General features: G+C 70.6%; 17 protein-coding genes. 10 read left to right on the top strand and 7 right to left on the bottom strand.

Annotated features, from left to right (window positions below; translation table 11 throughout):
* Positions 1 to 99: 99 nt before the first annotated feature.
* The 6 genes from CRP56_RS27470 to CRP56_RS27445 all read left to right on the top strand — a co-directional run bounded on the left by CRP56_RS27470 (position 100) and on the right by CRP56_RS27445 (position 6,386).
* Positions 100 to 1,311, top strand: coding sequence for a pyridoxal phosphate-dependent aminotransferase (locus tag CRP56_RS27470; protein WP_097268373.1), 1,212 nt, complete (start codon positions 100 to 102; stop codon positions 1,309 to 1,311).
* Positions 1,312 to 1,392: 81 nt separating this feature from the next.
* Complete coding sequence (locus CRP56_RS27465; protein WP_079312342.1) at positions 1,393 to 1,788, top strand: SCO4983 family protein; 396 nt, start codon at positions 1,393 to 1,395, stop codon at positions 1,786 to 1,788.
* A gap of 249 nt (positions 1,789 to 2,037) precedes the next feature.
* Positions 2,038 to 3,111 carry a substrate-binding domain-containing protein gene (locus CRP56_RS27460; protein WP_097268371.1) on the top strand — a complete coding sequence of 358 codons (1,074 nt, stop codon included), beginning with the start codon at positions 2,038 to 2,040 and terminating at the stop codon, positions 3,109 to 3,111.
* A complete protein-coding gene (locus CRP56_RS27455) occupies positions 3,108 to 4,277 on the top strand; it encodes a toxic anion resistance protein (protein ID WP_097268369.1) in 1,170 nt (389 codons plus the stop codon). The genes CRP56_RS27460 and CRP56_RS27455 overlap by 4 nt, the downstream gene beginning before the upstream one ends.
* Positions 4,274 to 5,800: a substrate-binding and vWA domain-containing protein gene (locus CRP56_RS27450; protein WP_097268367.1), complete on the top strand. Its 1,527-nt coding sequence runs from the start codon at positions 4,274 to 4,276 to the stop codon at positions 5,798 to 5,800. Before CRP56_RS27455 ends, CRP56_RS27450 begins: the two co-directional genes overlap by 4 nt.
* Positions 5,787 to 6,386 (top strand): hypothetical protein, encoded by a 600-nt coding sequence (locus CRP56_RS27445; RefSeq protein WP_097268362.1) that lies wholly within the window; start codon positions 5,787 to 5,789, stop codon positions 6,384 to 6,386. The genes CRP56_RS27450 and CRP56_RS27445 overlap by 14 nt, the downstream gene beginning before the upstream one ends.
* A gap of 5 nt (positions 6,387 to 6,391) precedes the next feature.
* Here the strand turns inward: CRP56_RS27445 and CRP56_RS27440 are convergent, their stop codons facing one another.
* The 7 genes from CRP56_RS27440 to CRP56_RS27410 form a co-directional block, all read right to left on the bottom strand.
* Positions 6,392 to 7,564 carry a hypothetical protein gene (locus tag CRP56_RS27440; protein WP_097268360.1) on the bottom strand — a complete coding sequence of 391 codons (1,173 nt, stop codon included), beginning with the start codon at positions 7,562 to 7,564 and terminating at the stop codon, positions 6,392 to 6,394.
* Entirely contained in the window at positions 7,561 to 8,358 is a 798-nt protein-coding gene (locus CRP56_RS27435; protein WP_097268358.1) for a PP2C family serine/threonine-protein phosphatase, read from the bottom strand. The genes CRP56_RS27440 and CRP56_RS27435 overlap by 4 nt, the downstream gene beginning before the upstream one ends.
* A 3-nt stretch (positions 8,359 to 8,361) precedes the next feature.
* Positions 8,362 to 9,123: a vWA domain-containing protein gene (locus tag CRP56_RS27430; protein ID WP_097268355.1), complete on the bottom strand. Its 762-nt coding sequence runs from the start codon at positions 9,121 to 9,123 to the stop codon at positions 8,362 to 8,364.
* Between the two features lie 32 nt (positions 9,124 to 9,155).
* Entirely contained in the window at positions 9,156 to 10,064 is a 909-nt protein-coding gene (locus CRP56_RS27425) for a hypothetical protein (RefSeq protein ID WP_143664946.1), read from the bottom strand.
* A 91-nt stretch (positions 10,065 to 10,155) separates the two neighbouring features.
* Positions 10,156 to 10,512: a hypothetical protein gene (locus CRP56_RS27420; protein WP_257041089.1), complete on the bottom strand. Its 357-nt coding sequence runs from the start codon at positions 10,510 to 10,512 to the stop codon at positions 10,156 to 10,158.
* Positions 10,513 to 10,597: 85 nt separating this feature from the next.
* Positions 10,598 to 11,554: a serine/threonine-protein kinase gene (locus CRP56_RS27415; protein WP_257041088.1), complete on the bottom strand. Its 957-nt coding sequence runs from the start codon at positions 11,552 to 11,554 to the stop codon at positions 10,598 to 10,600.
* A 283-nt stretch (positions 11,555 to 11,837) separates the two neighbouring features.
* Entirely contained in the window at positions 11,838 to 13,661 is a 1,824-nt protein-coding gene (locus CRP56_RS27410) for a phosphoenolpyruvate carboxykinase (GTP) (RefSeq protein ID WP_097268346.1), read from the bottom strand.
* Positions 13,662 to 14,000: 339 nt separating this feature from the next.
* Here CRP56_RS27410 and trhA point away from each other — a divergent pair, with 339 nt between their 5' ends.
* From trhA to CRP56_RS27390, 4 genes are all read left to right on the top strand, one after another.
* Positions 14,001 to 14,714, top strand: a complete 714-nt coding sequence (trhA, locus tag CRP56_RS27405) for a PAQR family membrane homeostasis protein TrhA (RefSeq protein ID WP_097268343.1) — start codon at positions 14,001 to 14,003, stop codon at positions 14,712 to 14,714.
* A 136-nt stretch (positions 14,715 to 14,850) separates the two neighbouring features.
* Positions 14,851 to 16,389, top strand: a complete 1,539-nt coding sequence (locus CRP56_RS27400; protein ID WP_097268341.1) for a DHA2 family efflux MFS transporter permease subunit — start codon at positions 14,851 to 14,853, stop codon at positions 16,387 to 16,389.
* 11 nt (positions 16,390 to 16,400) lie between these two features.
* The gene (locus tag CRP56_RS27395; protein ID WP_097274517.1) at positions 16,401 to 17,030 is read left to right on the top strand and encodes a TetR/AcrR family transcriptional regulator; all 630 of its coding nucleotides are present in this window, start codon (positions 16,401 to 16,403) and stop codon (positions 17,028 to 17,030) included.
* A 33-nt stretch (positions 17,031 to 17,063) separates the two neighbouring features.
* The gene (locus tag CRP56_RS27390) at positions 17,064 to 17,789 is read left to right on the top strand and encodes a Mut7-C RNAse domain-containing protein (RefSeq protein ID WP_097268339.1); all 726 of its coding nucleotides are present in this window, start codon (positions 17,064 to 17,066) and stop codon (positions 17,787 to 17,789) included.
* Positions 17,790 to 17,805: the final 16 nt, after the last annotated feature.

The raw sequence follows: 17,805 nt of genomic DNA, 5'->3' as shown, positions 1-17,805 counted from the left end.
GTTCCAGAGACACCCATCGGCGATAACCTCCCAAACCGCCCGTCTCACGTGATGGGAAACACCGCCCAAGGGTCGTTACCGGGCCGTAAGCTCCCTGACATGCAGGTGATCCAGTCGACCAAGCTCGCCAACGTCTGTTACGAGATCCGGGGCCCGGTTCTCGAGGAGGCCATGCGTCTTGAGGCGGCGGGTCACCGCATCCTCAAGCTCAACACCGGCAACCCGGCCGCCTTCGGGTTCGACTGCCCGCCGGAGATCCTCGAGGACATCCTGCGGAACGTGTCGTCGGCCCATGGCTACGGCGACGCCAAGGGGCTGCTCGCCGCGCGCCGGGCCGTCGTGATGCACAACCAGACCCTCGGCATCGAGACCGACGTCGAGCACGTCTTCATCGGCAACGGCGTCTCCGAGCTGATCGTGATGGCGATGCAGGCGCTGCTGGACGACGGCGACGAGGTGCTCGTACCGTCCCCGGACTATCCCCTGTGGACCGCCGCCGTCTCCCTGTCCGGCGGTACGGCCGTGCACTACCGGTGCGACGAGCAGTCCGACTGGATGCCGGACCTCGCGGACGTGGAGCGCAAGGTCACCGACCGCACCAAGGCGATCGTCATCATCAACCCCAACAACCCGACGGGTGCGGTGTACGACGAGGCCATGATCCGCGGGCTGACGGACATCGCGCGCCGCCACAACCTGCTGGTCTGCTCCGACGAGATCTACGACAAGATCCTCTACGACGACGCGGTCCACGTCCCGACCGCTTCCGTCGCGCCCGACCTGCTGACCCTCACCTTCAACGGCATGTCGAAGGCGTACCGCGTGGCCGGGTACCGGGTGGGCTGGATGGCCATCTCCGGCCCGCGCGCGCACGCCGACTCCTACATCGAGGGCCTGACCATCCTCGCCAACATGCGGCTGTGCGCGAACATGCCGGGGCAGCATGGGGTCGTGGCCGCGCTCAGCGGACGGCAGACCATCGAGGACCTGGTGCTGCCCGGGGGCCGGCTGCGGGAGCAGCGGGACGTGGCGTACGAGCTGCTGACGCAGATCCCGGGGGTGAGCTGCGTGAAGCCCAAGGGCGCGCTGTATCTCTTCCCGCGCCTCGACCCCAATGTCTTCAAGATCAAGGACGACCGGCAGCTGGTCCTGGACCTGCTGCGGCGCGAGAAGATCATGGTCGTCCAGGGGACGGGCTTCAACTGGAGCGAGCCGGACCACTTCCGCGTGGTGACCTTGCCGACCGCGCGTGATCTGCGGGATGCGGTGACGCGGATCGGGAACTTCCTGGACGGTTACAGCCAGCCGTAGCGCCACCCAGATCTACGACCGACTCAACTTTAGACAGAATCTAAGCTAGGATGGCTTCCTGACAGTGACGGAGGCCCTCTCATGTACGAACCGATCCGCACCAAGTCGGTCCACAGCACGATGGCCGACGCTCCCACGGACTTCCCGCACCGCAGCCGTGAGGAGGAGCTGGACATCCAGCTCGCGGGGCATCTGTCTGCGCTGCTCGCGGTCACGGACGAGCTGCGTGCGCTGGAGCCGTCCACCGACCTGGACACCGCCGCGGAGCGGCTCGCCGAGCAGGTGACGCGGTTGCGGGGCGGCGGTACGCCGGTCCGTGCGGTCGCCTCCGGCGCGGGTGACGTGGCGGCGCTGCATGAGCGGGCGCATGCCCTTGCGGGGCGGGCGCTGGTGGTCGCGGCGTCGCGTGCGGACACGGCGGTCGCGATTCTTGCCGCCGAGCGGATGGATGCCCACGCTCTGAGCAGCGTCGGCTGACCCCACGAACGGCCCCGGTCCGCGTGCACCCGCAGCGACGCGCGGACCGGGAGCCATGCACTGCGTCGGCTTGAGCCAGGGTGCCTATTCGCCATAGAGGTTCATGTCTTCTCGCGGGTGCCGGTTCGTCGTGGTTGAACGCGCAGTTCCCCGCGCCCCTGGAGGGCGTTGCAGTACCGGAGATGGTCGGTCACCGTCCGTTCATTCATCGCGGCGGGGAATGTTTCGTTCCGCGAGCACTCTCCTCCCGTGAGACGAATCATCGGAATCGTCCTCGCGGTTCTGCTCGTCGGCGGTGTGGTGGTTGCCGTCGTCGCAGGTCGCGGTAGTGAGGACAAGGGCACGGCAACGAAGACCGTGCAAGGTGTGATCGGGTCGGAGAAGGCGGAGTTCTTCGCCGATCCCGATGTGGTGAAGGCCCTCGCCGCCAAGGGCTACACCGTGAAGGCCGAGACCTCCGGGTCCTGGGCCATGGAGGGGCTGGACCTCAAGGGGTACGACTTCGCCCTTCCCTCCAGTCAGGCGCCGGCCGTCGAGCTCGCCGAGAAGTACAAGGTACGGGGGACTCTCCCCCGCCCCTTCTACTCGCCCCTCGTCGTCGTGGCGCACCGAAGCGCCGCCGAGGTGCTCGCGGGCAACGGGCTGGCCACGCTGGACGGCAAGAGCCGCGGCACCCTGGACATGGGCGCGTATCTCGACGCGGCCCGCGCCGGGCGGACCTGGCAGCAGCTCAAGGGGGCGGGAAAGTACGGAGAGTTGGGCGGCACGCTCTACATCTCCAGCACCGACCCCGAGTCCTCCAACTCCGGCGCCCTCTATCTCGCCGCCACCTCCTACGTCGCCAACGGCGGCAAGGTGGTCGCGAGCGACGCCGACATCGCGCGGACCGCGCCGCTGCTGAAGAAGCTGGTCAGCGTCCAGGGCACCCAGCAGACCAGCACCGACGCCTCGTTCCGGGACTTCGTCAGCGGGGTCGGCAACCCGCTGGTCCTGGTGTACGAGTCACAGGTCGCCTCGCTCCTGGCGGGCGGGCAGCAGCCCGATGACCTGGTCGTCCTCTACCCGGACACCACGGTCAACAGCGACCACACCGTCGTACCGCTCACCGAGGACGGCCGGGCGCTCGCCGAACTCCTGTCCAGCGACCCGCAGTTGCGCAGGCTGCTGGTCCGGCACGGGTTCCGGCCGCAGGGGGCGGCCACCGCGTTCGGCTCGGCCGACGCGCATCTCAAGCAGGAACTGACCGGCGTCCGCCAGGCTCCCGTGCCCACCTCCGCGGTGCTGCACGAGCTGGCCCGCCGCGCTACGGGGGAAGACAAGTGACCGACATCGACAACGACTTCGTACTCACTCCGCCGGAGGCCGTCGCCGCCGTGCCGCGCGAGCGGGCCGGTGGGCTGGTGCCCGTCGACGACTCCGTCCGTACGGGGATGGCGCAGAAGGCCGCCGACCATGTGGCCGGCCTCGCCGCGCTCGACGCCCGCTCCCCCGAGTTCGCGGGGAAGGTCGGCGAGATCACCGGGCTGGGGGCCGGGGACATGCGCAGTGCCGCCGCGCAGTCCAACCGGATGCTGGAGCGGACCGTGCGCAGCCTGCCCGACAAGGGCGGGGACGCGCAGGCGCAGGTCGCGGGCTCGCTCGTGGAGTTGCGGCGGGTCGTGGAGGACCTGGACCCGCGTGACCTCGCCGCCGCCAAGGGGCGGAAGTTCCTGTCCCGGCTGCCGGGTGGCAACAAGGTGCGGGACCACATCGCCAAGTACGCCTCCGCGCAGGGGACGTTGAACCGCATCGTGGGCGCGCTGCGCGGCGGGCAGGACGAACTGCGGCGGGACAACGCGGCGTTGCAGACCGAGCGGGTGCGGCTGTGGGAGACCATGGGCAAGCTCCAGGAGTACGTCGTGCTGACCGAGGCCCTGGACACGGCCGTCGAGCAGCACATCGCCGGGGTCGCCGACCCGCAGCAGGCCGACGGTCTGCGGGCCGACGTGCTCTTCCCGGTCCGGCAGAAGCACCAGGACCTGCTGACCCAGCTGGCGGTGTGCGCGCAGGGTTACCTCGCCATGGACGTCGTACGCCGCAACAACGAAGAGCTCATCAAGGGCGTCGACCGGGCCGCGACCACGACCGTGTCGGCGTTGCGGATCTCCGTGATGCTGGCCTCGGCGCTCGACAACCAGAAGAAGGTCGTCGAGCAGGTCAACGCGTTGCGCGGGACGACCGAGGAACTCATCCGGGGCAACGCCGAGATGCTCGAGACGCAGAGCGGGGAGATCCAGCGGATCGCCGCCGACCCGGCCGTGGGCGCGGAGACCCTGCGCAGTGCCTTCCAGCAGATCTACCGCACCCTCGACGCCATCGACACCTACAAGGTGCAGGCGACCGAGGCGATGGCGTCGACGGTGGAGTCCCTGACCTCCGAACTCCAGCACGCCTCCGCCTACTTGGAGCGCAGCCGGTCCCAGGGCGCCCTGGAAGGGGGTCTCGGATGAGACGAGCACTGACCTGCGCCCTCGCCGCCGTCGCCCTGCTCGCCGGCTGCACCGCAGGTGAGCAGAAGAGCGGCGGGTCGGACCCCGACGCGCTGCACATCCTCGCCTCCAGCGAACTGAGCGACATGGAGCCGATCCTCGAACGGGTCGGCGCGGACCTCGGCGTCCCCGTGGAGCTGTCCTACGCGGGCACCCTGGACGCCGTGGACCGGCTCGCGAAGGGCAAGGCGGACGGGCGGTTCGACGCGGTGTGGCTGTCCTCCGACGACTATCTGCGACTGCGTCCCGAGGCGGCCCGGAAGATCGTGTCCGAGACCACCGTCATGGCCAGCCCGGTCGCCCTGGGCGTCAAGCCCGCCACCTTGCGCGAGCTGGGCTGGAACCCGGCCGACGTGACCTGGTCCCAGGTCGAGAAGGCCGTCGCGGACGGCCGGCTGACCTACGGCATGACGGACCCGTCCCGCTCCAACTCCGGCTTCTCGACGCTGATCTCGGTCGCCTCGGCCCTCTCCGGCGCCCAGTCCGCGCTCACGGACGCGGACATCGCCGAGGCCCGCCCGCGGCTGAAGGAGTTCTTCAAGGGGCAGAAGCTGACCTCCGGGTCGTCGGGCTGGCTGGCGACGGCGTACAAGCGGCGCGGGAGCGTCGACGCGCTCCTCAACTACGAGTCCGTCCTCAAGGGCATCCCGGGCCTGACCGTGATCCGCCCCCGCGACGGTGTCGTCACCGCCGACTACCCGCTCTCCACGCTCGCCTCCGCCGACGCCACCGACCGCGACACCGTGCGGCGCCTGGGCGAGGCGCTGCGCACCCCGGAGATCCAGCGCGAGATCACCCAGCGCACCCACCGCCGTCCGGTCGTCGCCGGGGTCGCGCCCGCGGCCGGGCTCGACACCACCCGGCGGCGCGAACTGCCCTTCCCCGGCAGCCGATCGGTGGCCGACGGGCTGCTCGACTCGTACGAGAACGAACTGCGCCGCCCCTCGCGGACCGTGTACGTCCTGGACACCTCGGGCTCCATGGAGGGCGAGCGCCTCGACGGCCTGAAGGCGGCGCTCACGGACCTCACTGGGGACTTCCGGGAGCGCGAGGAGGTGACGCTGATGCCGTTCGGGTCGGACGTGAAGAGCACAAGGACCCATGTGGTGGACCCCGCGGACCCGCGGTCCGGACTCGACGCGATCAAGAAGGACACCGCGGGGCTCGAGGCCGACGGGGACACGGCCATCTACACCTCGCTGGAGAAGGCGTACGACCGGCTCGGCGCCGACGAGGACACCTTCACGTCGATCGTGCTGATGACGGACGGCGAGAACACGGCCGGGGCGGACGCCGGCGAGTTCGACGACTTCTACGAGCGACTCGACGGCACCGCACGGCAGATCCCCGTCTTCCCCATCCTCTTCGGCGACTCCGACCGGTCCGAGCTGGAGCACATCGCCGACCTGACCGGCGGCCGCCTCTTCGACGCCCAACAGGGCTCGCTGGACGGCGCCTTCGAGGAGATCCGTGGCTATCAGTAGGTATCTGGAGTCCCGCAAGAACATCGCGGGGAGTGTGTGCGGGCTGGTGGGGGTGGCGCTGACGCTGGCGGGGGTGGCCGGTCCGTACTGGCCGTTCGTCGTCGCAGGCCTGTACGGGGCGGGCGCCCTGGTCGCCCCGCCGGAGCGGCCCGCGCTGCCGGACTTCCCGGACGCCTCGGCCCAACTGGACGCCCTGCGCGGCGACTTCGAGAAGCTGTGCGGCTATCTGGCGGAGGTCGAGCTGCCCCCGGCCGCCGCCGGGCGCCTCACCGAACTGACCGACCTGCTCACCGCGTTGCTGGACCCCGGCTGGGCGACCGAGCTGCTGACCCAGGACCCGGAGGGCGTCCACACCCTTTCGCGGGCCGTACGGCAGGACGTTCCCGAGGCCGTCGACACCTTCGTACGCACCAGGTGGTGGACCCGGCTCGCGCCGGGGCAGGAGGCACCGGAACGCCATCTGGAGCGGCAGTTGACGCTGCTCCAGGAGGAGGCCGAGCGGCTGGCGGGCGCGCTGCGGGAGACCGAGGCGCGCCGGCAGGAGTCGCACACGCGGTATCTGGAGGACCGGGGGCGCGCCAACTGACGGTACTAGTGGAGGAGATCGCTCACGACCGCGATGATCACCATCAGTACGAGCAGCAGGCCTAGCACCTTCAGTGCGGCGAACCGGTGAGCGGGCGGCGTGGGCGTCGGGGGTGCGGGCGGTGTCGGGGGCGGGACCGGCGCCGGCAGGGGGCCGTTGAAGACGTCGTGGCGGGTCCGGGTGATCCGCTCGCACCAGGGGCAGGACGGCAGATGGGCGCCGTAGCTGTGCAGCGGGCGGGCCTGGCAGACCTGGATCTGTGAGCGTTCCTGGTCCAGCGCGCGCAGCCAGGCCTCCGCCGGGGGCCGGGCGGCGGGCGCGTGGACGCCGGGGCCGAAGGCGGCGCGGGCCAGGGTGAGCAGGCCGGGCGGCAGGACGGAGGGGTCGACGGTGCCGCGCGGGATGACGACCTGCTCGGGGCGGACCACGTAGGAGCAGCTGGCGGCGATGTTGTCCTTGACGGTCGACTCGGAGGTGCTCTCGTGCGGGACGCCGCCGAAGGGGTGGTTGCCGGCGGTGAGGAGCTGGTAGACGAGCACGGCGAGGGCGAAGTCGTCGCTGGCGCGGCTCGCGGGGCTGCCGGACTGCCGTTCGGGGGCGGAGTAGTCGGTGGTGTGCATCAGGCACGGGAACTGCTCGCCGGTGACGGGGTCGGTGAAGGCGATGGAGTCGCAGTCGAGGAAGGTGACGAAGCCGTTGCCGTCGACGACCACGTTGCTGCTGGAGAAGTCGCCGATGACGAGGTCGTCGTGGTGCATGCGGGCGGTCATGAAGGCGAGGTTCCAGGAGACGCCGAGCAGGAACCGCCAGTCCGCCTCGGGGAACAGCCGCAGGCGCTGGGCGCGGGTGAACAGGCCGACCAGCTGGACGTGTTCGGGCTCGCCGAAGCGGTGCATGGCGTAGCCGAGGAACGCGCCCTCGGGGCTGCGGGCGAGCGCGGTGGGCCAGGCCAGTTCGGGCGGCTGGGACCGGTCGGTGGGGCGGGCGGCGAGTGGGGACATGGTGAGCATGCGGGCCAGCCGGCGCTCCTGGTCGGGGCCCGGCGGGTCGCGGTAGAGCTTGACGACGGTGCGGTGGTCGCCTTCGACGGGGAAGACGGCCGCCTGGCCGCCGCCCTTGAGGGGGGCCTCGGCGAGCACGACCGGTTTCCCGTCCAGGTGGACGACGCGGCCGCTCATCGCCGCGTCCTGCGCACGGCCCGCAGCAGGGTCTTGTCGTCGGCGTTGAGCGCGGTCAGCCGGTCCGACCTGAGGAGGGCGGCCAGGTTGTCGTGGGCGGCGTCGGAGACCGGTCCGGGTGTGTCGAGGGAGCGGAAGACGGCGTCGACGAAGGAGGCGTTCGGGGTGGTCGTGCCGCCGCCGGTGCGGGAGAGCGCGGCCTGGGCGAGACCGTCGGTGGACAGCAGGACGCCGTCGACGCCCGGGTCGGCGACACAGTCGGTGTGCACCCAGCGGGCGGCGTCCGGGGAGGTGAGGAAGACGGTCTCGTTGCTGTACTCGCCGGCCGCCGCGGGCTGCGGGAGCAGATGGAACTGCCGTTCACCGTCCTCGCTGCCGGCCCGCAGGACGACGAAGCCGTCGCCGACGCTGAGGTGACCGAGCCAGTCCGGGGCCAGCACGACCACGGTGAGGGTGGTCGCGAAGTCCGCGGCCGACGCGCCCGTGGTCTCCAGGAACACCTTGGTGACCTCGCGGAAGGCGTCCACGAGCAGCGCGTGCACGGCCTCGCCGGGCGGGCTCGTGGCCTGCGCGGCGGCCCGTCGTACGAAGTGCTCGGCGGCCAGCTCCACGGCGAGCCGCGAGCCCTCGTCGGAGCGCGGCCGGCTGCCGGCGCCGTCCGCGACGGCGAGCACGGCGACCGGGCCCGCGTCGGTGTGCGCGCAGGCGTCCTGGCAGGGGAGCCCGTCCCGGCGGTGCCGGTAGCCCTCGACGCTCATGCCGTGGATGCGCCAGCCGGCCCGGTCCGCGGCCATCGCCTAGCTCTCCCAGGCCGGGCGCTGGGTCTTGAACTGGCTGAAGATCTTCTCGAAGACCTCGTCGCCCGCGCCCTTCTGCTCGGCATTGGCACTCGCGGACATCATCTGGAGGAGCTCGCGGAACGGGAAGCCCTGGATGGTGGCGTTGAACTTCGGGGCGAACGCCCGCAGGACCTGCTCGCCGAAGTCGGTGATGCCGCCGACGCCGATCGCGTACAGCCGGAAGCGGCGGGCGTTCTGCTCCTCGGCGAGGACGGGGACCAGCCGGTGCCAGGAGTCGGTGCGGTGGCCGGTGGCGTCGGTGGGGATGCCGTCGGTGACCAGGCAGATCTGCGGGCGGTAGTACTGGAGGCCGGAGGCGCGCAGCTCGGCCTTGCGGGCGGCGACGATGTGCATCGACAGCTCCAGCGCCTCCGTCATGAGCGTCACGCCGGCCGCGGTGAGCTGCGGCGGCCGGAACATGTGCGCGGGCACGAACGGGCTCACCGGCGCCCCGGGCACGAGCGGCTGCGGCCCCCGCCAGGCGGCGACGCCCTGCCCGCCGAAGGTGACGACCGCGACCTCGACGCTGTAGCTGAGCGAGACGTCGTCGTGCAGCTCCCGGGTCCACTCCACGAGGGCGTTGTTGAGCGTCTGGATCGGCGGCCCCGCCATGGAGCTGGAGGTGTCGAGACACAGCACGAGGGGCAGCCGCTGGGCGTTGTTCTCGAACTCGATGTCGGCGTACTCCGCCGGCAGGGTGGGCGGATATTCGCTGGACATGGGCTTCTCCTGGTGGCGCGGCGGTACCTGGGTCAACGGGCGTGGGCGTGCCGCCCGGCGGCGGGCGGAAAGGCGTACAGGACGCCGGGGTCCGGACCGTCGGCGACATCGACCCGGGAGCCGGGCGGGGGCGCCGTCTGCGCGGGCTCGGCCCACACCGCCCGGTACAGGACGCGGTCGAGCTCGACGTATCCCTGCGGGTGCAGGTCGGTGCGGACCACGGCGGGGTGGGTGGGGCCGGTGCGGGTCACGGACCGGGCGCGGGTGGTGCGGAGGGCGCGGGTGGGTTCGTCGGGCGTACGGGCGGCGGGTGCGGGTCCGGCCGCGACGGCGGGGGTGGCGCGGGTGCGGCGCACCAGGAGGAAGAGGGCGGCGAGGAGGAGGGCGAGGACGGCGGCGGTGCCGGGGACGAGCCACTTCGCGAAGCCGTTGCCGTCAGGGTCGGCGGAGGAGCTGGTGAAGTATGTCTTGGTGGCCTGGCTCGCCTGGGTCAACGTGGTGCCGGAGACCTGGCCGTGCCCGTCCAGGAGTCCGCACAGCGTCCGCCGGTCCGCCGTGCAGACGGCGTCGAGTTCGCCGAGGGTGTCCCGCGACAACTGGTCGATCCGGGCGTCCGGTTCGACGAACCGGTGTTGCTCGTCGGCGAGCAGGAGCAGCACGGTGCCGCCCTCACCGGTGGAGACTCCGCCCGGCACCTCGACCACCAGCTTGTCGCTGTGCTTCCTGAGGGTCTCGATGATCTGCTTGCGCGCCTGTTCGGTGCCGTCGAACGGCACCGCGCCGTCGATGGTGAGCGTGACGGTCCTGCCGCCCGCCTTGCGGGTCCAGCATTCCAGCCGCTGGGAGAAGTCGCCCCCGCACCGGGCCGCCGCCGCGGGCACCGCCGGCAGCAGGGCGAACACCATTCCGAGAAGAACGACGACACGCAGCACTCGCCCCATGGGCACCCCCGTGACCCGATCCGGTCCTCGCTCATATTGGAGCCAACCGACCCGTTCCCGAAAGGGTTTTACTATTTCCCTCGGTTCCCTTCTACAACTGGAACACCTGATGACAACGGGTGAACATCTGCCGCGCCCGTTCCACCCAATCGCTGGCCAAAGCATCGAAGTCCGCTTGGGCGATACGGCAGGTCAGCGGCAGATCGCACACCCCCGCGAGACAGGGACGGGGACCCCGGACATCCCACACGGACAACATGGGATTCAGTTGTTCGGTGTTCCACGCGTTCGACGCCGCCGCCGCGACGGCCAGTTGATCGTGGCGCAGGAAATTCCCGTCGGTGACAAAGGCGACCAGCAGCCGTTTGGTGGTCATGAATCTGACCGTCAGCAGGCGGCCCGTTTCCTCCATATCGCATTGCAGGGACACGGAATCGGTGTCCGTCACGATGTGCAGATTCCGGCCCGCCGCCCAGTTCCGCACCAACTGCCGCCAGTACGTACCGATCTCATGGGCCGGCCCCGTCGAGTGCTCAGGCGGTACCACGGCCCACCGCCCCGGCGACCATCGCGTCGGTGAGCCCGGCGTCCAGCAGGGCCTGGGCGTGCAGCATCAGACAGGACGGCACCGAGACACTCGTGCCGGACGCACGGCGGGCGTCCAACTCGCTCACCCGGACCTCGATGGTCCGCCGCACCTTCGGAGGCGGCCAGGACGGTGACTGCGGGGCCTCGTCGAGGAGTTCGGCCAGCAGCTCCGCCAGCCGGGGCCGGTCCGCGGGCCGCTTGGCGAGGCAGTGCGCGATCAGCGGCCGCATCGACTGCGGTACGCCGTCGAGGTCGGGCTCGCCGAAGACGACCTGGTAGCGGACGGCCTCCCCCATGCCGTGCGGCGGATGCCCGGAGAGCGCGTACACCAGCACCCCGCCGAGGGAGAACACATCGCTCTCCGGCCCGGCCTGCGCACCCTTCATCTGCTCCGGCGACATGAACGGCGGTGTGCCCACGACGAGTCCGACCCTGGTCAGGCCGGGTGCCCCGGCGACCCGGGAGATGCCGAAGTCGATGACGCGGGGGCCGTCGGAGGCCAGCAGCACGTTGGCCGGCTTGAGGTCCCGGTGCACGACCCCGGCCGCGTGCACGGCCTGCAACGCCTCGACGAGGAACGCGCCGAGCCGGCGCCCCTGGTTCTCGGGGAGCGGGCCGTCCGTGCGGACGGCTTCCGCGAGGGAGGGGCCGGGCACGTACATCGTGGCCAGCCAGGGCAGTTCGGCCTCGGTGTCGGCGTCGATGACCGCCGCGGTGTAGGCGCCGCTGACGACGCGGGCGGCCGCGACCTCGCGCGCGAAGCGTTCCCGGAACTCGGACTCGGCCGCCAGCTCGGGGCGCACCACCTTCACCGCCACCTCGCGCCCGGCGGGCGAGCGCCCGAGATACACCCAGCCCATGCCGCCGGAGCCGAGCCGCCCGACGATACGGTACGGCCCCACCTTCAAAGGGTCGCTGACCGGTGTGCGCACCCCGCTCACCTCATTTCGGGGTTCGTTGCAGGATGTCCCGAGTGTCCCGCGAAATCCCCGCCCGCACAGAGGTGATGACGAAAAAGACGAAGGCCTGTCGCTGTGTCCCCCGTCGGGGCGGACGGGGTCACAGCGACAGGCCCATGGCTCCGCACGCCGTTGTACGGAACCTCGTCGGTTCACACCGCGGCCGGCCGTGACGATCGCTGGTCAGGGCACATCCAAACCGGCCGCGGAGTCTTCGTGGCGTGGGCTAGCCCAGGCGCTCCACCAGCGCCCGGTACTCGTCCCACAGCTCCTTCGGGGTGTGCTCGCCGAAGGTGTTGAGGTGCTCGGGGACCAATGCGGCCTCCTCCCGCCAGACCTCCTTGTCGACGGTGAGCAGGAAGTCGAGGTCCTTGTCGTCGAGTTCGAGGCCCTTGGTGTCGAGGGCGTCCTTCGTCGGCAGGATGCCGATCGGGGTCTCGACGCCCTCGGCCTTGCCGTCGAGGCGCTCGACGATCCACTTCAGGACGCGGCTGTTCTCGCCGAAGCCGGGCCAGACGAACTTGCCCTCGTCGTTCTTGCGGAACCAGTTGACGTAGTAGATCTTCGGGAGCTTCGCGGCGTCCTTGTCCTTGGCCACGTCGACCCAGTGACCCATGTAGTCGCCCATGTTGTAGCCGCAGAACGGCAGCATGGCGAAGGGGTCGCGGCGCAGCTCGCCGACCTTGCCCTCGGCGGCGGCGGTCTTCTCGGAGGCCACGTTGGCGCCGAGGAAGACGCCGTGGTTCCAGTCGAAGGACTCCGTCACCAGCGGCACGGCCGAGGCGCGGCGGCCGCCGAAGAGGATCGCCGAGATCGGCACGCCCTTCGGGTCCTCCCACTCGGGCGCGATGATCGGGCACTGCGAGGCGGGCACGGTGAAGCGGGCGTTGGGGTGGGCGGCCGGGCTCTCGGACGCCGGCGTCCAGTCGTTGCCCTTCCAGTCCGTCAGGTGGGCCGGAGTCTCCTCCGTCATGCCCTCCCACCAGATGTCGTTGTCGTCGGTGAGCGCCACGTTGGTGAAGACGGAGTTGCCCCACAGGGTCTTCATCGCGTTGGCGTTGGTGTGCTCACCGGTGCCGGGGGCGACGCCGAAGAAGCCGGCCTCGGGGTTGATGGCGTAGAGGCGGCCGTCCTCACCGAAGCGCATCCAGGCGATGTCGTCGCCGATCGTCTCGACGGTCCAGCCGGAGATCGTGGGCTCCAGCATGGCGAGGTTGGTCTTGCCGCAGGCCGAAGGGAAGGCCGCGGCCACGTACTTGGACTCGCCCTGCGGCGGGGTGAGCTTGAGGATCAGCATGTGCTCGGCGAGCCAGCCCTCGTCGCGGGCCATGACGGAGGCGATGCGCAGGGCGTAGCACTTCTTGCCGAGCAGGGCGTTGCCGCCGTAGCCGGAGCCGTAGGACCAGATCTCGCGGCTCTCGGGGAAGTGCGAGATGTACTTGGTGGAGTTGCACGGCCAGGGGACGTCCGCCTCGCCCTCCGCGAGGGGGGCGCCGAGGGTGTGGACGGCCTTGACGAAGAATCCGTCGGAGCCGAGCTCGTCGAGGACCGGCTGCCCCATGCGGGTCATGGTGCGCATGGAGACGGCGACGTACGCCGAGTCGGTGATCTCGACGCCGATCGCGGAGAGGTCCGAGCCGAGGGGGCCCATGCAGAACGGGACGACGTACATCGTCCGGCCCTTCATGGAGCCGCGGAAGACGCCCTTCTCACCCTGGAAGATCTCCCGCATCTCCGCGGGGGCCTTCCAGTGGTTGGTCGGGCCCGCGTCCTCCTCCTTCTCGGAGCAGATGAAGGTGCGGTCCTCGACGCGCGCGACGTCGGTCGGGTCGGAGGCCGCGTAGTAGGAGTTGGGGCGCTTGATCGGGTCGAGCTTCTTGAAGGTGCCCTTCGCGACGAGCTCCTCGCACAGGCGCTCGTACTCGGCCTCGGATCCGTCACACCAGACCACGTTGTCCGGCTGGGTCAGTTCGGCGATCTCGTTCACCCACGAGATCAGTTCCTGGTGCTTGGTGGGGATGACGGGGGGAGCCGCGATGTCGCGCGCCACGATTGCTCCTAAATGAGGGATTTTTTGTTGGAGGCCCCGTGGGGGCTGCGACCCGGATGCGTCCAGCGCCTCTCGGTGGTGACCTTGGCGCTCATCCGGTGCCGACCGCACTCATCTGATCATCCGTCCAGAGTGCCCATCTGTCCAGAAGGCATCACAGGTGAGCGGAGTGAGCATTGCCACGTGTCGGAGTGTTGCCATGCGTGCACTTTGAGTTCGCTTGACGGTCCCTTGACCGCGCCTCCGAGTGGTCAACTCCCGTGAGACGATGGCCACTCTCGGCCGATTCCGGGTCCCTGCTCATCCGCGACTTACGGGTCCGTAGGTACGATGCGGTGCATGACTGCGTCCGCCTCCGACGCGCCCTTGGACCCCTCGGCCGCCGGCCGTGGCCCCGTGGCGCTCTCCCTCCCGCACCCGGTCAAGCCCAAGCTCCGCGGCTGGCTGCATCTCGGGATGTTCCCGGCCGTACTCATCGGGGGCCTGGTGCTCACCGCCCTCGCCGACTCGACCCGGGGCCGGATCGCCTGCGGCATCTTCGCCCTGACGGCCTGCCTGCTGTTCGGCGTGAGCGCCCTCTACCACCGCGGCAACTGGAGCCCGCGCATGGACGGTGTCCTGCGCAGACTCGATCACGCCAACATCTTCCTGATCATCGCGGGCACCTACACCCCGCTGACGATGCTGCTCCTGCCCGGCGCGAAGGGGCAGTGGCTGCTGTGGGGCATCTGGGGCGCGGCCCTGGCCGGCATCGCCTTCCGGGTGTTCTGGGTCGGCGCCCCGCGCTGGCTCTACACCCCCTGCTACATCGCGATGGGCTGGGCGGCGGTCTTCTTCCTGCCGGACTTCATGCGCACCGGCGGCATCGCCGTCCTGGTGCTGGTGATCGTCGGCGGCGTGCTCTACAGCGCCGGCGGCGTCATCTACGGCATCAAGCGCCCGAATCCGTCACCGCGCTGGTTCGGCTTCCACGAGGTCTTCCACTCGCTCACGCTGGCGGCGTTCGTCGTCCACTACGTGGGGATCTCCCTGGTGGCGTACCAGCACGGATAGCAGTACGGACAGCGACACCCACCCGCACCTCCCGAAGGGCCACGGCTTGCGAGCCGTGGCCCTTTTTGACATGCCCAACCGTATGCCATCAGGTTCCTATTGACAGACACCATGTTTTGAGAGCTACTCTCATTTCATGGACACCTTCACTCCAGATCCTCGCCGCTGGTGGGCCCTCGGCGCCCTGGTCGCGAGCATGCTGACCCTCGGTTTCGACATGACGATCCTCAACGTGGCACTGCCGACCATGGCCGCCGACCTCGGCGCGACCACCGGCGAACAGCAGTGGATGGCCGACGCGTACGTCGTCGTCTTCGCCGCGCTGATGCTCCCCGCAGGCCTCCTCGGCGACCGGTTCGGCCGGCGCCGGATGCTCGTCGTGGGCCTCGGCATCTTCCTCGCCGCGTCCCTGCTGGGCGCCCTCGCCGACGACGTGAACTGGGTCGTCGCCGCCCGGGCCCTGATGGGCGTCGGCGGTGCCCTGGTCACCCCGCTCGCGCTCTCCGTACTGCCCTCGCTGTTCGGCGCCGACGAGCGCGCCAAGGCCGTCGGCATCATCTCCGCCGGCAGCGCGCTCGGCCTGCCGCTCGGCCCGATCATGGGCGGCTGGCTGCTCAACCACTTCTGGTGGGGCTCGGTCTTCCTCATCAACGTCCCGATGGCCGCGATCGGCATCCTCGCCTGCGTGCTGCTGCTCCCCGAGACCCGCGACCCCTCCTCCCCCAAGGTCGACACCGTCTCCACCGCGCTCACCGCGACCGGCCTCGGCGCCCTGATCTACGCGATCATCGAGGCCCCCTCCCGCGGCTGGACCGACGCCCTGGTCCTCGGCATGCTCGCGGCCTCGGTCGTCCTCCTGACCGCCCTGGTCCTGCGGGAACGCCGGCAGTCCCGGCCCATGCTCGACATGTCCCTGCTCGGCCACCGCGGCTTCCTGTTCAACACCCTCGCCGCGACCCTGGTGATGTTCATCCTGTCCGGCCTGCTGTTCGTCCTGCCGCCCTACCTCCAGGCCGTCCTCGGCAACGACGCCCTGGGCACCGGCGTGCGGCTGCTGCCGATGATGGGCGGTCTGCTCGTCGCCACCCGCCTCGCCCCGCTGGTCGTCACCCGCTTCGGCGCCCGGGCCACGGTCAGCACCGGCCTGGTGGTCCTCGCGTTCGCCGCCTTCCTCGGCAGCCGCACCACCACCGACTCCGGCTACGGCTTCACCGCGACCTGGCTCTCGATCACCGGCCTCGGCTTCGGCCTCTCCCTCATCCCCGCCATGAACGGCGCCCTCGGCACCCTGCCCCGCGACCGCGCCGGCAGCGGCTCCGGCCTCCTGACCACCCTGCGCCAGGTCGGCGGCGCGATCGGCATCGCCCTCCTCGGCAGCCTGCTCGCGAGCGTCTTCCGGGACCGCCTCGACGTCACCGGGCTGCCCGCCCAGGCCGCCGACACCGCCGGTGACTCCGTGATCGCGGCCCACCTCGTGGCCCAGAAGACCGGCTCGGCCGACCTGCTGGCCTCCGCGAACAGCGCCTACGTCCACGGCATGGGCGTCATCCTGCTGGTCTGCGGCGCCGCCGCCCTCGTAGCGGCACTCCTGGCGGCGGTCTTCCTGCCCGCGACCCCGAAGACCGAAGCGACCGCGACCACCCCGGACATGGCCCCCGAGCCGGCGGATGCCTGACAATGGCATCCATGACACCCGCACGTACCTCTCCGCCCACGGACGTCCCCCAGCTGGGACTCCGTGAGCGGAAGAAGATCAAGACCCGGACGGCGATCCGCGACGCGACGTACGCCCTCATCGAGGAACAGGGCTACGACGCCACCACGATCGAGCAGATCGCCGACCGCGCCGAGGTGTCGCCGTCCACGGTCTTCCGCTACTTCCCCACCAAGGAGGACATCGTCCTCACGGACGAGCACGACGCGCTCATCCTGGAGGAGCTGAGGGCCCGGCCCAAGGACGAGCCGTGGACGGAGTCCGTGCGGGCCATCATGCAGAAGGCCGTCCGCCTCGGCCACGACCGGGAACCGGAGATCACCCGGATCCGCGCGCACCTGATGGTCCAGGTCCCGACGGTGCGCGCCCGGATGATGGAGAGCATGTCGGTCGCCTCCCACATGCTCGCCGAGGGCATCGCGGAACGCACCGGGCGCGACGTGGACAGCCTGGAGGTACGCGTCTACACGATGTCCGTGGTCGCCGGACTCGCGGAGATCTCCCGGTACTGGGCGGAGAACGACTTCCAGGACGATCTCTCCGAACTCCTCGACCGCGCCCTGGACGTCCTCGCCAACGGCCTCACCACGAAAAACACCTGAGGCCATGGGCGTCGGCCGTGTCATCCTGGCCGGGTGAACGGACCGGAGATCCACCTCGAAGTCGCCCCCGGACTGGCCCTGTTCGTCCCGCACGGACGCCGGTCCGGAGCCACCCCCGTCACCACCGACGGCGTCTCCACCCTCGGCCATGTCGTCGAGTCCCTCGGCGTCCCGCTGACCGAGGCGGGGACGCTGCTGGTCGACGGCCGCGAGGTGCCCACGTCGTACGTCCCCGTGGCGGGCGACCACGTGGAGGTCCGGCCCGTCACCCGGCCCCAGCGGGTCCCCGGCGCCCCGCTCCGCTTCCTCCTCGACGTCCACCTCGGCACCCTGGCCCGCCGGCTGCGGCTGCTCGGCGTGGACGCGGCGTACGAGTCCACGGACCTCGGCGACCCGGCCCTCGCCGCGCTCTCCGCCGCCGAACGGCGCGTCCTGCTCAGCCGGGACCGGGGGCTGCTGCGGCGCCGCGAACTGTGGGCCGGCGCGTACGTCTACAGCACCCACCCCGAGGAGCAGCTCCGCGACGTCCTCGACCGCTTCCGCCCCGAACTGCGCCCCTGGACCCGCTGCACCGCCTGCAACGGCCTGCTCAAGGAGGCCACGAAGGAGGAGGTCGCGGACCAGCTGGCGGGCGGCACGCACCGGGCGTACGACGTCTTCGCCCAGTGCACGGACTGCGGGCGGGCGTACTGGAAGGGCGCGCACCACGAACAGCTGGAAGCGATCGTGGCACGCGCCCTCGAAGAGTTCGCCGGCTAGGGGCTGCCCAGCCGGT

This window comes from Streptomyces sp. TLI_55, assembly GCF_900206255.1.
Lineage (GTDB): Bacteria > Actinomycetota > Actinomycetes > Streptomycetales > Streptomycetaceae > Streptomyces > Streptomyces aquilus.
Note: the sequence above shows the minus strand (reverse complement) of the source record. Positions and strands in the feature narration are given on the sequence as shown.

Bases quoted from the DNA above. Each gene is read 5' to 3' on its own strand.
- CRP56_RS27470 (WP_097268373.1), top strand. From the start codon at position 100: ATGCAGGTGATCCAGTCGACCAAGCTCGCCAACGTCTGTTACGAGATC.
- CRP56_RS27465 (WP_079312342.1), top strand. From the start codon at position 1,393: ATGTACGAACCGATCCGCACCAAGTCGGTCCACAGCACGATGGCCGAC.
- CRP56_RS27450 (WP_097268367.1), top strand. From the start codon at position 4,274: ATGAGACGAGCACTGACCTGCGCCCTCGCCGCCGTCGCCCTGCTCGCC.
- CRP56_RS27440 (WP_097268360.1), bottom strand. From the start codon at position 7,564: ATGAGCGGCCGCGTCGTCCACCTGGACGGGAAACCGGTCGTGCTCGCC.
- CRP56_RS27435 (WP_097268358.1), bottom strand. From the start codon at position 8,358: ATGGCCGCGGACCGGGCCGGCTGGCGCATCCACGGCATGAGCGTCGAG.
- CRP56_RS27430 (WP_097268355.1), bottom strand. From the start codon at position 9,123: ATGTCCAGCGAATATCCGCCCACCCTGCCGGCGGAGTACGCCGACATC.
- CRP56_RS27425 (WP_143664946.1), bottom strand. From the start codon at position 10,064: ATGGGGCGAGTGCTGCGTGTCGTCGTTCTTCTCGGAATGGTGTTCGCC.
- trhA (WP_097268343.1), top strand. From the start codon at position 14,001: ATGACTGCGTCCGCCTCCGACGCGCCCTTGGACCCCTCGGCCGCCGGC.
- CRP56_RS27400 (WP_097268341.1), top strand. From the start codon at position 14,851: ATGGACACCTTCACTCCAGATCCTCGCCGCTGGTGGGCCCTCGGCGCC.
- CRP56_RS27395 (WP_097274517.1), top strand. From the start codon at position 16,401: ATGACACCCGCACGTACCTCTCCGCCCACGGACGTCCCCCAGCTGGGA.